The organism is Sphingomonas sp. ID1715, assembly GCF_013044515.1.
Classification (GTDB): Bacteria; Pseudomonadota; Alphaproteobacteria; order Sphingomonadales; family Sphingomonadaceae; genus Sphingomonas_B.
Genome location: NZ_JABEPR010000006.1, coordinates 36,032 through 52,126 on the forward strand (window position 1 = coordinate 36,032; position 16,095 = coordinate 52,126).

Here is a 16,095-nt window from a genome sequence, read left to right on the forward strand (position 1 = left end):
CCCGGCTAGTAACAAGCCGCCGCAGCGCACGACGCTGAGAGGAAGCGGGTGCAGGGGGCCGCCATGCACTAGAGCCCGCCTGAAGCTCCGTAGCATCCTCGTCGGGGCGGCTCAGATCTCGCTCGCTGGCCCCAGGAGGGTGTTCCACAGAGCGTGACGATCCTGATGCTCGTGCCGGCCGATCTCGAAAGGTAGTTTTTTACTCCTAAGCGAAGCAGGCATAGGAGCTCTCATGCCCAGTGAGCTCTCTCTGTCCGTGGTCGGCGCAGCGCATGCCAATGCGGACGGCAGCAATCGCCGCTTCGAAATTTTGCTGTGTGTTCCGGGGGAGGCCGTCGAACTCGTACCGGAGCCCACCAACAAGGCGGATCCTCATGCGATTGCTGTGCTGTCCTCGCGAGGCGTGCAGATCGGGTATCTGACCGCCGAGCGCGCGCCGTGGATCGGCAGCAAGATGGCTGCTGGTGCCGATCTTCGGGCCGTGTTTCAGCGAGCCACAGACTATGGCGCGCTTGTAAGAGTGAACCTCGTCGGCGCAGGGCCGGTCTTGCCACCAATCAAGCCGAAACGGGCGTCAGCTCGGCCTGAGCGAGACGATGATTTCTGGCCGGACTACATCCCGCCTGACCACTAGATGCCGATCTCCCACGACCTTGCGCGGCCACCCTCCGGATCTAGGCCTCGATCGGGCGCCACCTTCGGCTTGGAACTCGCGGGCACCGGGTGACCCTGGGAGGGGAGGGGCCGAACGCCGCCCGTTGCCTCGAGTGCCGAGGTCTTGCCGCCGGAATTGCGGAGCAGCTGCCGCTCAACGGCGCCGGCTCGATCCACGATCAAGGTGAGTTGGTCGCGCAGCCGAGTGACCGTGACCAGGAAAGTCTGCTGATTGACGAGCTTCCGGTCGCTTGTCTCCATGACTGCGATGCCGCGATCAGATGTGAGCCCCTGCGACATATGAGCGTTGAGGGCATAGGCGAGGTCGAGTCGCTTCAGCATGGGATCGCCGCGTGGCAGCTCGAGCGTGACGCCCAGCGACGTCTGGATCGTTACGCCGCGCTCGGTGATCGTGTTCACCTGCGCCTGGTCGGCGTTGAACAGGCCGCGCTTGTGGTCGTTGGCGGTCCAGCGGATGCGGTCGCCGTCATGGATCGACAGGGCCTTGCGCTCGTAGAGTTGCAGCGGCGACTTCGAACCAGGTCGCAACCTGTCGGGTCGAAACCCGATCTCTCGACCGCGCGAGAGCTTGAGGTAGACAGTCCCTGTCCTGTGATCGACACGGGAGACCTCCGCTCGAGACCGGGGCAATCCCTGACGCCGTTGCGGGCTGGACACCTCGACGATCATGCCGGCCGCGTATGTCTGATGGTAGCGCAGTTCTTCATCCGTGGTGCTGATCCTGTCGAGCACCTCCAGGTCCAGCCGGCCGGGTCCCAGTTCGCCGCGGGCATGCCGACCTTCCTGGATCGCCACGTTGATCTCGCTGCGCAGCCTGCGGCCTGAGGCATAGATGGCCGTTGCAGCGCGGTCCTCACCGCCAAGCGCCAGCCATCGCTCGGCCGCTTCCCGAGCGCCACGCCCGGGCGCCTCGACCGTAAAGGGCCGGAGTGCGTCCATCGCGCGCTCGACACTGCCGATCTGGGCTGCTGCGGCTGCTTCCTTCACCGCCTCGCCGCGAGCGCGCAGGTTCTGAGACATATGTGCCGTTGGCGCGCCCGCCTGCTGCATGATCGAGAAGGGCTTGCCGGCGTCGACGGCGCCGAGCTGCCGGGCATCCCCGACAAAGGCGAGCCGGCCGACCTCCAGCTTCTCGGCTAGAACCATCAGCTTGAGCTGGTCGGCATTGGCCAGCATCGACGCTTCATCGACGAGGAGGGCGGCTCCCTTCAGCGACGGCACGTCTGCTCCGAGAGCACCGCCGTCGAGCAGGGCCTCGTAGCGCTTCAGAAAGCGCGCGACCGTCGATGACGCTATGCCGGTCTCGCGCTGCAGCATCTGCACAAGCGTGTTCTGGACAGCCAGGCCGATCACCTGACCGCCGGACTGCTCGATGAGCCTCGCGGCTGGCGCCAACATGCTGCTCTTGCCCGCACCCGCGACGCCCTGGATGGCGATGATCCGGTCTGACGAGGCGAGCAGCATCGCGCCGGCGGACAGCTGGCCCAGGTTGAGGCTGAGGCCCGATCCCGACGCTGCTTCGGCCTGGAGGAGCTCCGCTGCCCTGTCGACGGCAACAAATCGTCGGCCCTGGCCGCGCCCAGCTTCGACCGCCGAGAGGATGCGCTCTTCGGTCGCAATCGCCTGCGCAGTCGTCACCATCTCGGCAGCGCGACCGGTGCCTTGTGTCAGGTGCCTGCCGTGGAGCAGCGAGGCGATGCGGGCCTCCAAATCAGCGACCTTGACCGGCAATCCGGTATCGAGCGCCGCCTTCAGCAGGTCCGTGCTCTTGAACGCTGCTTCGCGCTGCTCGAGATGCCGGAGACCTGACGCAACGGCGTGAGCAGCGGCGACCTTTGGCGCATCCAGATGGTGAAGGTCGCGGGGGAGATAGGGGTCTCTGGGCGCGAGACCGAGCCGTTCCGCCAAGCCGCCGAGGGCGGTTTTGAGCTCGCGCCCGATCAGCCCGGCCGCGATCCCGATGCGTTCCCAGGGTGTGGGCGTGTGCTGGGCGCGCGCGGCGGCCTCGCCAATCAAACCGGGCAGGTCGAGGCCCGTCTTCTCGGCTGCCTCCCGCCATCCCGCGTAGAGCGCATTCCGGTCGGTCACGGGCGCCTTGGCGGTGCGCGTCATCAGTGTCGCGGCGGCGAAGGCCTCGGGCGTGCGCGCCCGCATTTTGCCGACCTTGGCTAGGATCTGCTGGCGCCGGGTGCTGAACGCCATGACGGCGTTGCGGGTGATCCCGGCGGCCTCGAAGTTGCCGTGCTTGCCCGGGGGACCAGTCTCGTAGCCGAGTGCCTGCACCTTCTCCCGGAAGCTCGCCATGCTGATCGCATTTAAGAGCGTATTCAGAGACCAGAGCTTCTCGTTATGGAGGGCCCGCCATTTTCCGTCCGGCCCCTGCGTCACATTGGCGACGACGGCGTGCAGATGCGCCTGAGGCTCCTGCTCACGGCTGGTGTCATGCTCGAACAGCGCGACCGCCAGCTTGCTGGTCGGGACGATCCTTTCCTTGCCGCGCACCTCCATGCGGGCCTCGGCCGCATTGGCTTCGGCCCAGGCGAGGGTCTCTTTGACCGCCTCCCGATAGGCGGCGATGATGCGCCGATCGCCACCGACGAGCGCCAGCAAAGACCAGCTTTTCGGAAGCGAAAAGGTCAGGTCGATGCCGCTCCTATGGCGGCCGGCGACACCGACCCGCGAGCCGTCCGGCAGCTCACCGCGCAGCAGCGTTTCGAAACTGTCCTTCTCGACCTTGCCGGTCAGCCCCAGCGCGGCCGCCCCTTTGCCGAACCACTCGCCCGACTGCTCAGCCTCGGCAGGGGCATAGTAGTTGTCGGCGGCGAAATAACCCGCAGCACCTTCGGCCGAGCGCACCGCAGCCACCGACAACATGGCTGCGCCTCAGGCTTCCAGATCGGGTTCGTCCAGGCCTTGCTGGGTCTCCGCGCCCGCGCCGCTCTTGAGTTCGCGGACGGTGAGATTTTCGGGCGCAGGGGCGGTCGGCAAGACGTTGCCCGGATGATGGGAGGACAGTTCGGTCCGGCCAGACGACAGGGTCTGTGGTCGGACCTGACCGGCTCCCGGCGCTGACGCGTGCGAACCGCCCCGCGTGCTGCTCGCCCGCTCTCCCGTCCCGGTGCCGAGCACCGGCGGCCTTCCCTGGTCGCGTCTGACGGGTCCATCCAGGGGGCCGGTGAGCTGGGTATCTGAACGCGCAAGCGGGTCGCTGGTCGATCTGTCTGCGGCCTTTTCATCCAGGCTGTCGAACAGTGGCATGGGGCGCTGAGCGCGCCCAGGCCTGGGCTCATCGCGACCCGCACCCGGGCCTGGTCCTTGATCCGAACTGGCGTTCGCGCCGGGTTCGGCGAGCCGCCTGTCGGCAGCTGATGTGAGGGTTGGCGTATGTCCCGGATGAGGCATCGGGGAGCGCGGCACGAATGGATCAGCAACCGATGGCAATGGTCGGGGCCGGAGCCGAACCGGCGCCGCCGGAAAGCCGTCAGGAAACTTCAGAAAGCCGTCGAGCGAGGGCAGGTTCATCAGCTGATCGGGCAGCAACAGCGGCTCGATCTGCCGCCTGGGCGTAAGGCTCACGGCGTCGCGCGCATTGTTGTAGCCATAGCTGAAGCCTTCCTCCATCTGCCGGTACTGGCGGTGCCCGATAAAGTCGGAGCACCAGGTGGCGGACTCGCGGTCGGCGGTCGCCAGAATGAGCTTGGTGCGGGCGAGTGCGGCCAGGGTCATGGCCATGTTGTCGCCATAAGTCTCCTTGAGCTTGGCATAGGCATGGACGCCGGCGACGATCGCACCGCCATAGTTGCGGGCGGTCTGCAGGCCTTTCTCGATGGCGGGCAGTCGATGCAATGCGCCGAGCTCGTCGAACAGGAACCAGAGCTTCAGATCGGGGCAGCGCGGACCCGACATCAGGGTGGTCATTGCCGTGTCCATCCAGACGGTCAGGAGCCGGGACGCAACCGGCATGTCGACATAGCGGGCGGACACGAACAGCATAGCCCCTGGGCCAGATGCGCCTTCGACCCAGCGCCTGACCGAGAAGGGCTCGCCGCTTGTCGGCAGCATCCGGAGCGCCTTGGCATTGGCGTTGAAGACGGCCCGGATCGACTCCGCCATGCGGGCCGCTTCGGGAGCGGTCAGCGGGTCGGCGACGGTCCCCTCCATGAGCTTGTGAACATGGGACAGGCTGGCCGTCATCAGCTCGGCCGAGAGAGCCGCGTTTGTGGCGCGGCCTTCGCGCATCAGCTTCAGGCACATCTCGACGAACAGCATGCGCGCGGCGAGCACCCAGAACTGTTCGGCGCCACCCCCGTCATGCGGCACCAGCGCCTCGGCCGCCGCGGTCAGCGACGCCTCTTCGGTGCAATCCTCGAAGACCGACCACATGGGACAGCGGGCGTCGAGCGGATTGAGGATCGTGTCCCGGGCGGGATCGTAGAACGCCTCGATAAAGGCGCCCGTGAGATCGAAGACGACCGCGCGAGCGCTACGATCCCGAACCTGGGAGAGCAGGTCGCGCAGGGCGACGGTCTTGCCGGTGCCGGTCGTGCCGATCAGCATCGCGTGGCTCTGCTCGAGGCGCCACGGAAAGGAGACGCCGGCCAATGCATAGGGTTCGTAGAGCCCGGCCTGCTGCCGCTCGAGCGCCGAGGTCAGACGCCAGGACCAGCCCAGCACACGGCGATATTCGTCGGCCCGTTTGACTCGATTGTGAGCCGCGATCTCCGTCGCCAGCTGGGGGAGCTCGGCCAGCGTTGCGCCCCGCTCGTGCCGGCTCTCCTTCGAGCGTCGTCCGAACCATGCCGCGACCCAGGCGAAGGCCGCAATGGCTGGGATCGAGATGCATGCGGCAAGGGCGCTGGCCTCGCCGGTGGCCGCCATCAACCTGCCCCAGGCCCGGAGCAGGAGAGGGTGGGTGGGAAGCGCCGACAAGGTAAGCTGGATGTGCCCGCCCGAGGCCAGATTCAGATTTACTGCCTTGTCCGGGTTGAACTCGAACCAGCCATAGATCCAGGCATAGACGCGCATCCAGCAAAGATAGGCCTCATGGTCGGACAGGGTTGAGGAAGCCCGCCACCAGATAAGGCCCGCGAAGACGGCGGCGGTGACCAGCAGCGGACCCTTCAGCCCGGCCGCGAACATGAAGCCGAAATGCCCGAGCAGCTGGCTGCCGCGGGTGAAGTTTGTAAACTCATGCCGCATGGCCAAGACCCTCCTCGGCGATGCGTTCCCGCCAGATCCGGAGCAGGCGCGGGCGCAGCTCAGGGTCGGGATGCGCTTCCAGCAGCCCATCAAGTGCGATGGTCTGGAACAGCATATTCTGACGTGCCTCGACCGGATCGGGGCGTCCATAAAGGTCGGCAATGACGAGCTGACGGAGCGCCGACGCGACCGTCAGGTTTCGTTCGCGCGCACGCTGGACATAAGCCTGGCCGACCTGACCGGCGACATAGCAGGCAAGCTGGAAACGGCGGGACATGACACACACCTGTCGTCAGGGGCATGGTGGGCACGTCGCAAGGCAATGAGAACAGAAGCAGAACGGTCCCGTGCCGTCAAGCTCAATGTGGCAGGAGATCGAGAGGAAGCACCTTGACCATCAATGATGGGCGCTGGTGGGCAATGACCATAGCAGCGACAGCTGATGGTCAGGCGAGGAAGTGGCGGTTTTCCGCCGAATATTCCTGCGGCTCGCCGCGTAAGGTGTGCTCTTTGTTCCCTATTTGCGAAGGATGTGCGGTCGTTGGATCGTCAGTCGGGAAATCGGGATCAATCGGCGTTACCGGTGGGACCTGGCAGGGTCGCTGCCGCGATCTTCCCAGAACGGGTCGTCGAACCGTTTCCCAGCTTTGCGAGCAAAAAAGAGGAGGGCCTTAAAGCCCCCCTCGCGTGTCAGTATTCGTCGCTGCGGCCGGCGCCGACTGTGTGGACAATCCGGTCTGCCAGGTCCTGCATCAGGCTCTCGTAATCCCCTTCGTCAGCGACCCAGTAGCAGCCATCGTCGGTGCGGATGATGTGCTGGTCGAAGTAGCTATGGGCGGCACGGTCTGTCGCCTTGGCATAGGCCGCCAGATACGCGGCAAGCTCCACATCGCTGTAGGGGGTGGCGTCGGCGGTGCTGAACTGGCTGAGGTAAGTCATGGTCCGTCTCCTGCTTCGTCTTAGACGGCGCGTCTGGGGACAGCGGGAGGGGTCGGGGGTCAAGGATCGTGCGCAGCACGACCGCGTGAGCGGCGATGGGGGTCACGATTTTTTCAGCCGCCGCGCCGACCTTCGCCGGTGAGCGCTAACGCTTGATCGGCTGAAAAAATGGTGGGGCCCCATCGTCCTTGAGGCCCGGCTTCTGCCGCTGTCATTCTCCCTCATGTCGAGCGAGCAAAAGAGCTCGGGTGACGCGGGCTCGATGCCCGCGGCGCCCGAGTTATCTCGATGCCGGGCGAGGTGCTGGGACGTCGTTCCCCAAGGTTCTAAAATCCGACTGCTGAAGATATCAGGCGTGCGCGGCGTCCTGCAGCGATGCGACAATTAATGGGTCCGCGCCCACATCGCGACCTTGATACGCGCGAGCTGGACCGCTCTCGGCGGGACATCCTAGTGCAGACGGCAATTCCTCAAGCCTCTTCGTAGGTGGGACGCGGCTCATAGCTTGCGAAGAGCTCGATCTGCTCCAGCCGCTGCTCGAGCGCGGCAAGCTCTGCCTCGAGTTCGAGCGCATGTTCGCCATGTCCGCGACCGGCGTCGTGGAGCTCTGCGAGGACCGTCTCGATTACGTCGATCCGGGCTGCGATGTTCTCGAATTGTGCGTCGTACATGATGTGAACTCCCTCATTCGCGTTGGCGATGAGGAAGCGGGCGACGGCCGATCGGCGCTGGTCAGGGACGGGCGTCAGCCCGTCGCGCAAGCGGCGAGGGGGGAGCCGAAATGCGGAGCATTTTGGGGGAACCGTCGTCCTTGAGGAGCGGCCAGGACCGGCCGTCATGCTTCCGGTTTCGGGTCAGCGAAGCCGTTCCGCCAGGTCGCATTGTGGGGCCCTTCAGCGACGAGGCCGTCCATTCCGCGCTTTCCTAACGGCCGATCTGTGCACCATGATCGCTCCCGGAAGGGGCTTCGACCGACAAGGAGAAGGGTCGTGGCCAAGAAGAAGCCGAGCGCGCTCGAGGCGCTCGCACGATTGAACGATGAGCGTGCTCAACTGGAGAACCGCGGTGCCGAGCTCAAGCGCGCGGCTGCGCTCGAACTCGGGATGATCGTGCTTGATGCAGGCGGCGGGGCGATCGGACCCGCAAAGCTCAAAGAGCTGGTCGCGAGGATTGTCGCGGCCGGCGCCGATGTATCACTTCAGCGGCTGGCATCAAGCAGCGAAGTGCTGAGTTCGACAGGTGAGCCGAAGCGCCCGGGCGGAGAGCCGGCGGAGGTGCAGCGTGGCTGAGCTTGAACCCGCCACTGATACTCCCGATGTGACAATAGAGGTCATCGCATTGCTGGCCAATCCGGCAACAAGCTATTGGCTCAGGGACGCGCTGGTGAGCGCGCTCGACCGCGACCCGTTCGATGCGGAGCGCGATGCGCTGGCCCTTTCAACGATCCTGACCAGAAACCTTGACGCGCTCGTCGCTCGGCACTTTCTGGACCGCGCCGAAACATGAGAACTTGCCCCGGCGGCTTGCAGCCGCCGGGGCCGAGGTTCCGCTCAGAAGGGCACGTCTTCGTCGAGATCGAGATCCGACTGCGGGTTGCTCGCCTGCTTGCCGCGGCTCAGGAACTGGACGTCCTCGGCGATGATCTCGGTCGCGTAGCGGGTGACGCCGTCTTTCTCATATTGCGAGTAGTGGATGCGCCCGCGGACGGAGACCAGCATCCCCTTGGTGGCGAACTGGCCGACGGTCTTACCGAGGCCGTTGAAGCAGGTGATGCGGTGCCATTCGGTGTCCTTTACGGTGTAGCCGGTGGCGGGATCCTTGAGCACCTTGCCCTCGCTGTCGCGCTTGGGGCGGCTGGTGCCCACGCTGATCGAGGTGATCGTGGTGTCGCCGCGGGTGGAGCGGGTCTCGGGGTCGGCGCCGAGGTTGCCGACGAGCAGAACGGTGTTGGTCATGGGTCGTCTCCTGATCCGTCGCCGGGACCGTCCCGATCGACTGAACCCCGGCCATGGCGACCGAGCGGAGGGGCGCACCGAGAGTCCCGAGCGTCGTCGAGGGACCGAGGGGAACCCCGGACCAAGGCTGGCGCGGGCAGCCCGCAGGGCAACACGGGCCTTGGGCTGCGGGTTGCGACCATTCGATCCGAGCCATAGGGGTTTGAGAAGTCGATGGAGGCGGTGCTGGCGTTGTCCGGAACAGCCAGACCCTGGCCTGGTCAGCTGCCCCGCCGCGTTGTGTCGCCGGTCTTCCCCCTCAACCGCAACGCCGTCGATCCCCATTCCGCGTGCTCCAACCACGAACGGGGGGCATAGAAGGTGCGGTTCTGCCAGCGCTCCTGTGAAGGTGGATCGATCTGCACCAATCCGACAACGGGCATAGATCGTAGGTCAAAGGCCAAATGGGGCAGCTCTCATTGGCGTTCCATCGGCGCCCATGAGACCGTCACGGTCCCCCCCGAAGTGGGCCTGATGGCGTTTCAGGGTCTGTGCTCGATGAATGGGAGCATCCCGGCACCGGGCTCCTGAAGCCAGCGTCTGGAAGCGAACTGCGCCGGTAAGCTACCGCGAGCAGAGCCTGTCACCGCCATAGCGTCGCCAACGAAGCGCATGACCGCTTCGCACCATGGCGCAGGAGAGGTCGCCGACCTTCGGCGCTGCGCATAAGGCTGCTGTGCGAGCGCCCTTGCCCGATCCCATCGAGGTGCATCTCAGCGCTGGTGCCCGTACCTTGACGTGCCCAGTGTTCAGCCGGCCTCTGGGTCCGCCGAGCAGCTTAACGAGATGATCTCGCGCTGCCTTTCCAGTGCCGGGCGGGCATGGATGACCGGGCTTGCAGCTCTCGTCGAGTTCTCGCGTGGCAATACCAGACAAGCGGATACGCGGGCCCTCGGCGCACCAGATCGGGCCGTCACCGTCCCAGACGGCGACCGGCGTGCAGGTGAAGTCAGCGCCGCCCGCAACGAACGCGGCAAGAAGCAGCAGCAAGCTCATGAAACAGGCATCCTCAATCGACCTGCAAAGGACGGCAGGCCAGCATCGCTCGCAGCGGAGACCGCGATGCGCATCAACGCATCGCGGTCGCAAGCCTCATGCAGCTTCTGCCGCTGCTTCAGCTTGCACTGCATGCCGCTTCGGGTTCGTTCCGAGCGGCCCGCGCCGATCGACGACTGCAATCCGGCGTGCCTTGGCGCCGATGACGAGCCGTTCGAGCACGCCATTGCCGGCGAACGCGACGACGTAACGCGGATTGAGCGAAAGCATCTGCTCGTTGCGGCGGAAGCCGGCCCGCTGGCCCAGCCGGCTGTCGAGACCGAACGCGATTTGCGGGATCTTGTGACGCTCGGCCCAGGCCGCAGCGAGCCGATCGACGCCTTTGCTGTCGCCGCCATGGACGAGCACCATTTCGGCGACATGCTCGCGGACCTTGTCGAGTGTCGTCCAGACATTGTCGGCAAACGCCTTGGCCTCCTCGTTGCTCGCGAAAGCGTGTCGCCCTCCGGCGAAAACGACCGGCGATCCGACTGGCATTGCTGCCCGGCGCTTGGTCTCGGCGCGTGCCTTCAGGAAGTCTCGCCCCTGAACGACGGCGGACGTCGCCTTGCTGTCGTGGTTGATGCGCGAGCCACCCGCGGGCCGCCAGGAGGAGCCGGTCTCGCGCATATAGAGCTGCGCGGCGGTCTCGCGCAGCGCCTCGAGGCCGAGCATCGTCGTCTCCGCGGCCTGTGCGCGTTCGATCTGTTGCTCAAGGTCGCTGGTGTGGACCTCCGAGCCGTCGGCGGTGGCGATCAGCAGCCGGATTTCGTCAGTCGCGCGGTCGATCTGCGCAGACTTCTTGGTGGCGGCCCGATGGAACAGGTTCACAAAGCCCCAGGCGAGCTCTTCGGCGTCGGCCTCAAGCGCGGTGTCGGAAAACAGGCCGAACAGGTCAGACCAGACAGCGCCGAGCGTCTGATCGATGGCATCCGGGTCGGGCATGGCGAGAGTGAGATCGGGTTCGGCAGCGCCGATCGAGAGATGGCCGAGTTCCAGCGCTGCGAGCTGCGCGGACAGGGTTGAGGGCATGGCGGGTCTCCTGAAATTATCGCCGGACGATCCGACGACGGGAGCCGAAGACCCGGCGGCACCGGGCTCGCCCGCACCGGCGCGCATGCGCGCCGGGACACCCCCCGCCAAGGCTGGCGCGGGCAGCCTCGCACCGCGAGGCAACACGGGCCGCAGGCGGGCGGGTTGCGGGAGAGCCGCCGCCGGGTATAGGGCCTCTCCCCGTCGGAGCGGCGAGAGCTCTGGAAGCTGCGACATAGCTTCTCGCCGCGTCAGGCCACCAGCCTGGGCTCAACGACTTGCGGCAGTTCGAGACCGAGTTCATGAGCCAGTCGTGCGGCCAAACGGTCAGGGTGGAGCAGCTCGCGGATGCCGGCCCAGTGATTGCTACCTCCGCTATAGTCTTGACGGCCAGCGACCCGGCGGAAGAGGATTTCGCCGGCGCCGTAGCCCGACAGCGCGACCTGCACGTACAAATGATCGGCATGAAGGATCACTTCGCCGGACACGGCAGGGCCACCCGCGCACACGCGAAGGTCATAGTCGGCGGGACTAAGGTGGAGGGCATCGGCAAGCCGTCGCAGCGCCTTGCGTGCTTCGGCATGGAAGAGCCGTTTCGCGGCATCGTCATGGCTCACGCCCCGCGCCGCTAGCGTCGCGAGCACCGGCTTTCGGGCCAGATCGGCAAGAGCCTCGGCGCACAGGCCGCGCAATGCTGCACGGTCCGGCATCAGGGCCGTTGCGACCTCGCCAAGGTGACGCGCCAAGAGGATCACGGCCGGGTCCGACTCGAACGGCAGCCCGGCATTTCGACAATCCTTGGCCGCGGCCTGAACGGCGTGGAGACAGGCAGCCAGGCTATCGAGCCCACTCGGATCGAGCGCCTGGGCATAGCGAAAATGGACATCGTAGGTCATGAGAGCTGCTCCTGATCGGCGCACCAGCGCGCCCATCGGTGCGGCGCGGTAGCTCTCCTCTCAGGGACGCTGGACGAGTCCGAACTGCGCTGGCGTAAAGGTCAGGGACTCGGTCGCGGGAAACGCCGCCAGCGCGAGCAGGCGACCCTGCTCGACGCGCAGATGCCAGGTCTGGCCGGTCCGGGGCTGCGTTTCGGCAAAGCCGGCCGGATCCAGCAGCGCCACATTGGCCCGACGCTTGGGGTCGCGCGCGGACCGATACCGTATGGCCTGCGCATCCGCGGCACGCGCCTCGCTTGAGAGCGCCTGACACGCCACATAATCGTCGGACAGCCACTCTGCTTCTTGCGCGGCGAATGGCGCTTGGGTCAGATCAATGGTGCGTCGCGCAGCGATCGTGACGCAGAACGAGCTATGCTCGCTGACAGTGCTCGGCGGCACAAAACCGGGCGACCGCGTGAAAAAGCGCAGGCGCCAATAAGCGCTTTCCGCGATAGCCGTATGCTCATGCTCGGAGGCATAGAAGATGCCCGGTCGCTCGTCCGCGTGACGGAACCGGGATGCCGACCGGTGGCCATAACGAAAGGGCGAGGCGAGCAGGTAATGCAGATGCCGCGCAGCCGGTGGTACCAGCGGCTTCACCGCCTCGGCGAGATCCTCAAGCAGCGCCTGATCGGCGATGCTGGCGGCCAGCCGATTGGTCGAGATGCGGTGCTGCGCTTCGACCACCCGCCAGACCCGTCTGCGGACCTCGCGAAACTCAGACGCGAGCGCGGTGCGCGTCCACATAAGCGCAGACCCGGGCAAGGCCGGTGAAAGTGACAAGCAGTTCGATCGGTGCCGCTTCCAGGTCGAGATTGGGTGATTTGAGCCAGGCCTTGCTGGCCTCGTCGTCGCTGCCCATCATGGCGTCGAGGCTGCGGAACAGCCTAACCAGATATTGCCCGGCCTCGAACGCCTTGCTGTCGGCCTCCAAACCGAAGCTGCCACTGCGCAACCGGGAGATGGTGGCCGGAGAGAGGCCCAGCACGCGTCCGAGCCGTTCGTTCGTCAGCGACCACAGGTCCGCTATGCGCGCAATGGCCTCTGACAAAACCCGGCTCTGCTCGGTCGAACTGCTTTTGAGCTGCGTCGCCAACGAGACCTCCACAGAACGAAATATAGCTTCCTTGTTCCAAAGAACAAGAGAGTCAGGCAGCTTCGAGTATATCGGGTTCGCGCTGCTCATCGGGCTGCACGGTCTCCCGTGACCCCAAACGCAGGATGAGCGCCGACGCCTCTTCTGCCTTTGCAGCCGCAGAAAGGATCGCTCGGCTGTCGGCCTTGAGCACGCGCAGCCATGACGCAAGATAACTCGCGTGGTTATCGAGATGCTCGGTGGGCAGACCGACCTCTGAGCCAATCATTGCGGCAGCAAGTTCCGCAATCAGTTCCTCCATCGCATAGGCGTCACTGCCGAACCGGCCATCGAGCGAACGCGCGAGCCGGCTCGTATGGCCGGTCCAATGGGCAAGCTCGTGCGAGAGCGTCGCCCGATAATGGTCACGACCTCGAAAGGCTGCGATCTCCAGCATTGTGATGTGATCAGTCGACGGGCTGTAATAGGCTTCGCATCCGCCATGCCGCAGCCTGGCCGGAATTGCGGCGAAGAAGGCGTCGAGCCTCGTATCGCGTTCGTCCACAGGCAGCGGCTGTGCCGTCGGCGGGGCGTAACGGGCGGGCAGACCGTCAACCTGCGAGGCATTGAAGACGACAAAGCTCTTCAGGACGCGGCGGGCCTCATCGTGCGCCTCGCCGGTCTCCCGGTCCTCGACGGTTTTGGAATAGCTTTTGTAGAAGACGGCGATCGTGCCGCGCTCGCCCTTGCGAACCTGGCCGCCCTGCAACTGGGCCTGGTGATAGGTCAGCCAGAATGGCGATGAGAAACCGCCGGCTTCGGCCGCCATCCAAAGCCAGAGCACGTTGATACCGCGATACGGAGTACCGCAAGAGCGTAACGGGCGCGACACCGCGGCGCCGCTCCAAGGGCGCACCCAGGGCCTGGTGCCGGCTTCAAGCCGTTCGATGATAGCGCGCGTGATGGTCTCGGCCGGGCTCGTACGATCGGTCTTCGAGGAAAATGGCATGGTCTCTCTCCGGAAAACGGGCCCAATCGGCCCGCTCCGGCGGCAGCCGCCTCTCCTCCTGAGGCACGCAAATGGGCGACTTCCTGTCGAGGAAGCCGCCCATCCGTCACGACCTGCAGGAGACGTCAGGCCGCTTCGAGCTTGTCCGCATCGACTTCCAGCGATGCCGCTGCCCCGCTGGCGCCAGCCGCCTCTGGATCGCCGGGACCGTCGGCAGCGGCCTCGGGATGGACCGCCTGATCGGCAGGCACACTCCCACCTGCGAACCGCATGGGGGCAGGAACCCACGCCGTGGCCGCTTCCTTCACCTCGACCTCGCCGATGAAGTCGCCGGCGAAGATGCGTTCGCAAGCCTGGGCGAGCTCGGCTTTCTTCGAGGCCATATAGCGTGCGGCGAGGACCGGCCCGCCGACCTCACCGAGTGCTTCGAACATCATCGGCTTCGAGATGCGATCGAAGAAGTTGCTGCCGGTCGGGCGCCACCAGCGGGCCGTGTCGATGCCGAGCAGCGATCCGAGATGGTCGTGGAAGCGGCAGGCGCTTGCCCCAGCGACATCCAGACTTGCCTCAAGCGTTCCTGCAACTGCGTGGCCGAGCCAGGCTGCGCGTGCGTCCTGCCCAAGTGCCCGAAACGCGTCGAACCGCGCGGCCAGGCTTTCGCCCTCGGTCCATGACCGGTCAAGCGCTGCTTCAGCCTCCTCACGTGCGATCGTCGCGGGTGCCAACGGCGTCTTGAACCCCAAGATCGGATCGCTCGGATGCCGCGCTGACAGCGAGGAGCCGTTGCGCTGACCGCAACTAGCGCGGTCGATCATCAGGAAGATCGCGAGGTCGAGCGCAAAGTCGGGATCTGCGGCGACATGGACTGCGAGGATGTCGCGACGCTGGATCGCGAGTTCGTCAGTCAGTCGCTGTGTGAACGCCCCACGCCTGCCGGTGCTCGAGTCATCGCGCTCCTCGGATGTATCGCCGGTTTCGTCCTCGGGCGGCGTGTCGGGCTTCTCGGCATAAACGGCCTCATGGAGGCGCGGTTGGCCGTCGCGACCAAGGACGAGGAACCTTCCGAGCGTGGACCGCGCCGCCTCGTCGATGACCGGCGGCTTGTCCGTGATCGCCTCGATCGCATGTTCGAGCCGTTCGACTTCGGCCTCGGCAGCGGCGCGCTGGTCATCGGTCGCGTCTTCATCCTCAATGATCGCGATCTGGTCCGATGCGCTTGCCTCGAGCGCAGTGACTTCGGCTTGTTCTTCAGCGGTGAGGGCAGGGGCCTCAAGCGTGACGCGCTGCAGTCCCTCGGTCTGCTCCCAGCTGACATGCTGATCGAGCGATGGGCGCACCCATCCGAGACCGGTCTCGGTGGCAACCGAGGCAGCCGCGGCTTCGAGCTTTTCGCTCGCAAGGCGTTCAAGCAGCGCGATGTCGAGCCACCGTGTCGACTGATCGTCGGCGAACAGGTCACGCTCGACACGTCCGCCCGCAGCGACATAAGCGTCCTCGCCAACGAAGCGCGCACGCGGATCCGAGGCCGCGACGGTCGCCTGGGTCATCATGCGCCGGATGCTGTCCGGATGAGCGCCATTGTAGCTCGTCGCCATCTGTTCGAAGACATAGGCCTGCCGTTCCTGGTCGGGCGTCGTGGCATAGGCCTTAGCGATATCGAGCGTGATGTCGCCGCGACCGAGCGCCTCGAACACAACCGGCGCAAGCGCCGCAAGGCGGAGCCGGCCTTCCACGAAGCGGACAGTCAGGCCGAAGCGTTTCGCTACGCCTGCCACATCCGATCCCTTCTCGATGAAGTGCTGAAAGGCGAGGCATTCGTCGGCGGGGTTGAGCGCCAGCCGCTGGAAGTTCTCGGCGAGGCTGGCCTCGGCGGCGTTGGTGCCGATGTCGTCGAGAACGAGGCAGGGAACCCCGAAGTCGACGGGCAGCTTGTCATCGGCGGCCAGCGCCGACAGTGCAGCGAGCCGTCGGCCACCGCCCTCCACCGCATATTTCCCGCGCGGCTTTTTGAGCGCGGTGACGATCAGATTCTGGAGGAGGCCGCGGGCCTCGATATCGGCTTTGAGCTCGGCATCGGCAGCAGGATCGCTCTGCCGGCGCACGTTGCGCGAAGATGGCACAAGCTTGTTGAGGGGGATCGTCTGAGTCATGGGACATCTCCTTGTGGACGAACCGGACGATCGCCCGGCTCGCCTCACC

General features: G+C 65.7%; 16 protein-coding genes. 3 read left to right on the forward strand and 13 right to left on the reverse strand.

Annotated features, from left to right (window positions below; all coding sequences use genetic code 11):
* Positions 1 to 232 precede the first annotated feature (232 nt).
* On the forward strand, positions 233 to 634 hold the full coding sequence (locus tag HJG53_RS14085) for an HIRAN domain-containing protein (protein ID WP_171131645.1): 402 nt from the start codon (positions 233 to 235) through the stop codon (positions 632 to 634).
* Here HJG53_RS14085 and mobF read toward each other — a convergent pair.
* The 5 genes from mobF to HJG53_RS14110 form a co-directional block, all read right to left on the reverse strand.
* The gene (gene mobF, locus HJG53_RS14090; protein WP_171131647.1) at positions 631 to 3,549 is read right to left on the reverse strand and encodes a MobF family relaxase; all 2,919 of its coding nucleotides are present in this window, start codon (positions 3,547 to 3,549) and stop codon (positions 631 to 633) included. The two genes, HJG53_RS14085 and mobF, sit on opposite strands and share 4 nt — an antisense overlap.
* Positions 3,550 to 3,558: 9 nt before the next feature.
* A complete protein-coding gene (locus tag HJG53_RS14095) occupies positions 3,559 to 5,874 on the reverse strand; it encodes a type IV secretion system DNA-binding domain-containing protein (protein WP_171131649.1) in 2,316 nt (771 codons plus the stop codon).
* Positions 5,864 to 6,151, reverse strand: coding sequence for a hypothetical protein (locus HJG53_RS14100; RefSeq protein WP_171131651.1), 288 nt, complete (start codon positions 6,149 to 6,151; stop codon positions 5,864 to 5,866). Before HJG53_RS14100 ends, HJG53_RS14095 begins: the two co-directional genes overlap by 11 nt.
* A gap of 413 nt (positions 6,152 to 6,564) precedes the next feature.
* Positions 6,565 to 6,813 carry a hypothetical protein gene (locus HJG53_RS14105; protein WP_171131653.1) on the reverse strand — a complete coding sequence of 83 codons (249 nt, stop codon included), beginning with the start codon at positions 6,811 to 6,813 and terminating at the stop codon, positions 6,565 to 6,567.
* A 470-nt stretch (positions 6,814 to 7,283) separates the two neighbouring features.
* On the reverse strand, positions 7,284 to 7,484 hold the full coding sequence (locus tag HJG53_RS14110) for a hypothetical protein (RefSeq protein WP_171131655.1): 201 nt from the start codon (positions 7,482 to 7,484) through the stop codon (positions 7,284 to 7,286).
* A gap of 318 nt (positions 7,485 to 7,802) precedes the next feature.
* Between HJG53_RS14110 and HJG53_RS19010 the strand changes: the two genes are divergently transcribed.
* Both HJG53_RS19010 and HJG53_RS14120 read left to right on the forward strand, forming a co-directional pair.
* Positions 7,803 to 8,102 (forward strand): DUF6437 family protein, encoded by a 300-nt coding sequence (locus tag HJG53_RS19010; RefSeq protein ID WP_171131657.1) that lies wholly within the window; start codon positions 7,803 to 7,805, stop codon positions 8,100 to 8,102.
* The gene (locus HJG53_RS14120) at positions 8,095 to 8,319 is read left to right on the forward strand and encodes a hypothetical protein (protein WP_171131659.1); all 225 of its coding nucleotides are present in this window, start codon (positions 8,095 to 8,097) and stop codon (positions 8,317 to 8,319) included. Before HJG53_RS19010 ends, HJG53_RS14120 begins: the two co-directional genes overlap by 8 nt.
* Positions 8,320 to 8,363: 44 nt before the next feature.
* Here the strand turns inward: HJG53_RS14120 and HJG53_RS14125 are convergent, their stop codons facing one another.
* The 8 genes from HJG53_RS14125 to HJG53_RS14155 all read right to left on the reverse strand — a co-directional run bounded on the left by HJG53_RS14125 (position 8,364) and on the right by HJG53_RS14155 (position 16,046).
* Complete coding sequence (locus tag HJG53_RS14125) at positions 8,364 to 8,768, reverse strand: single-stranded DNA-binding protein (RefSeq protein WP_171131663.1); 405 nt, start codon at positions 8,766 to 8,768, stop codon at positions 8,364 to 8,366.
* Between the two features lie 603 nt (positions 8,769 to 9,371).
* Positions 9,372 to 9,803, reverse strand: a complete 432-nt coding sequence (locus tag HJG53_RS18810) for a thermonuclease family protein (RefSeq protein ID WP_254447790.1) — start codon at positions 9,801 to 9,803, stop codon at positions 9,372 to 9,374.
* 96 nt (positions 9,804 to 9,899) lie between these two features.
* Complete coding sequence (locus HJG53_RS14130; protein WP_171131665.1) at positions 9,900 to 10,874, reverse strand: DUF2493 domain-containing protein; 975 nt, start codon at positions 10,872 to 10,874, stop codon at positions 9,900 to 9,902.
* A 251-nt stretch (positions 10,875 to 11,125) separates the two neighbouring features.
* Positions 11,126 to 11,770, reverse strand: a complete 645-nt coding sequence (locus HJG53_RS14135; protein WP_171131666.1) for a hypothetical protein — start codon at positions 11,768 to 11,770, stop codon at positions 11,126 to 11,128.
* A gap of 60 nt (positions 11,771 to 11,830) precedes the next feature.
* Entirely contained in the window at positions 11,831 to 12,559 is a 729-nt protein-coding gene (locus HJG53_RS14140; RefSeq protein WP_171131667.1) for an RES family NAD+ phosphorylase, read from the reverse strand.
* Positions 12,531 to 12,908 (reverse strand): MbcA/ParS/Xre antitoxin family protein, encoded by a 378-nt coding sequence (locus HJG53_RS14145; RefSeq protein ID WP_254447791.1) that lies wholly within the window; start codon positions 12,906 to 12,908, stop codon positions 12,531 to 12,533. The genes HJG53_RS14140 and HJG53_RS14145 overlap by 29 nt, the downstream gene beginning before the upstream one ends.
* Positions 12,909 to 12,960: 52 nt before the next feature.
* Entirely contained in the window at positions 12,961 to 13,896 is a 936-nt protein-coding gene (locus tag HJG53_RS14150; RefSeq protein ID WP_171131677.1) for an ArdC family protein, read from the reverse strand.
* 125 nt (positions 13,897 to 14,021) lie between these two features.
* Positions 14,022 to 16,046, reverse strand: a complete 2,025-nt coding sequence (locus HJG53_RS14155; protein ID WP_171131678.1) for a ParB/RepB/Spo0J family partition protein — start codon at positions 16,044 to 16,046, stop codon at positions 14,022 to 14,024.
* Positions 16,047 to 16,095: the final 49 nt, after the last annotated feature.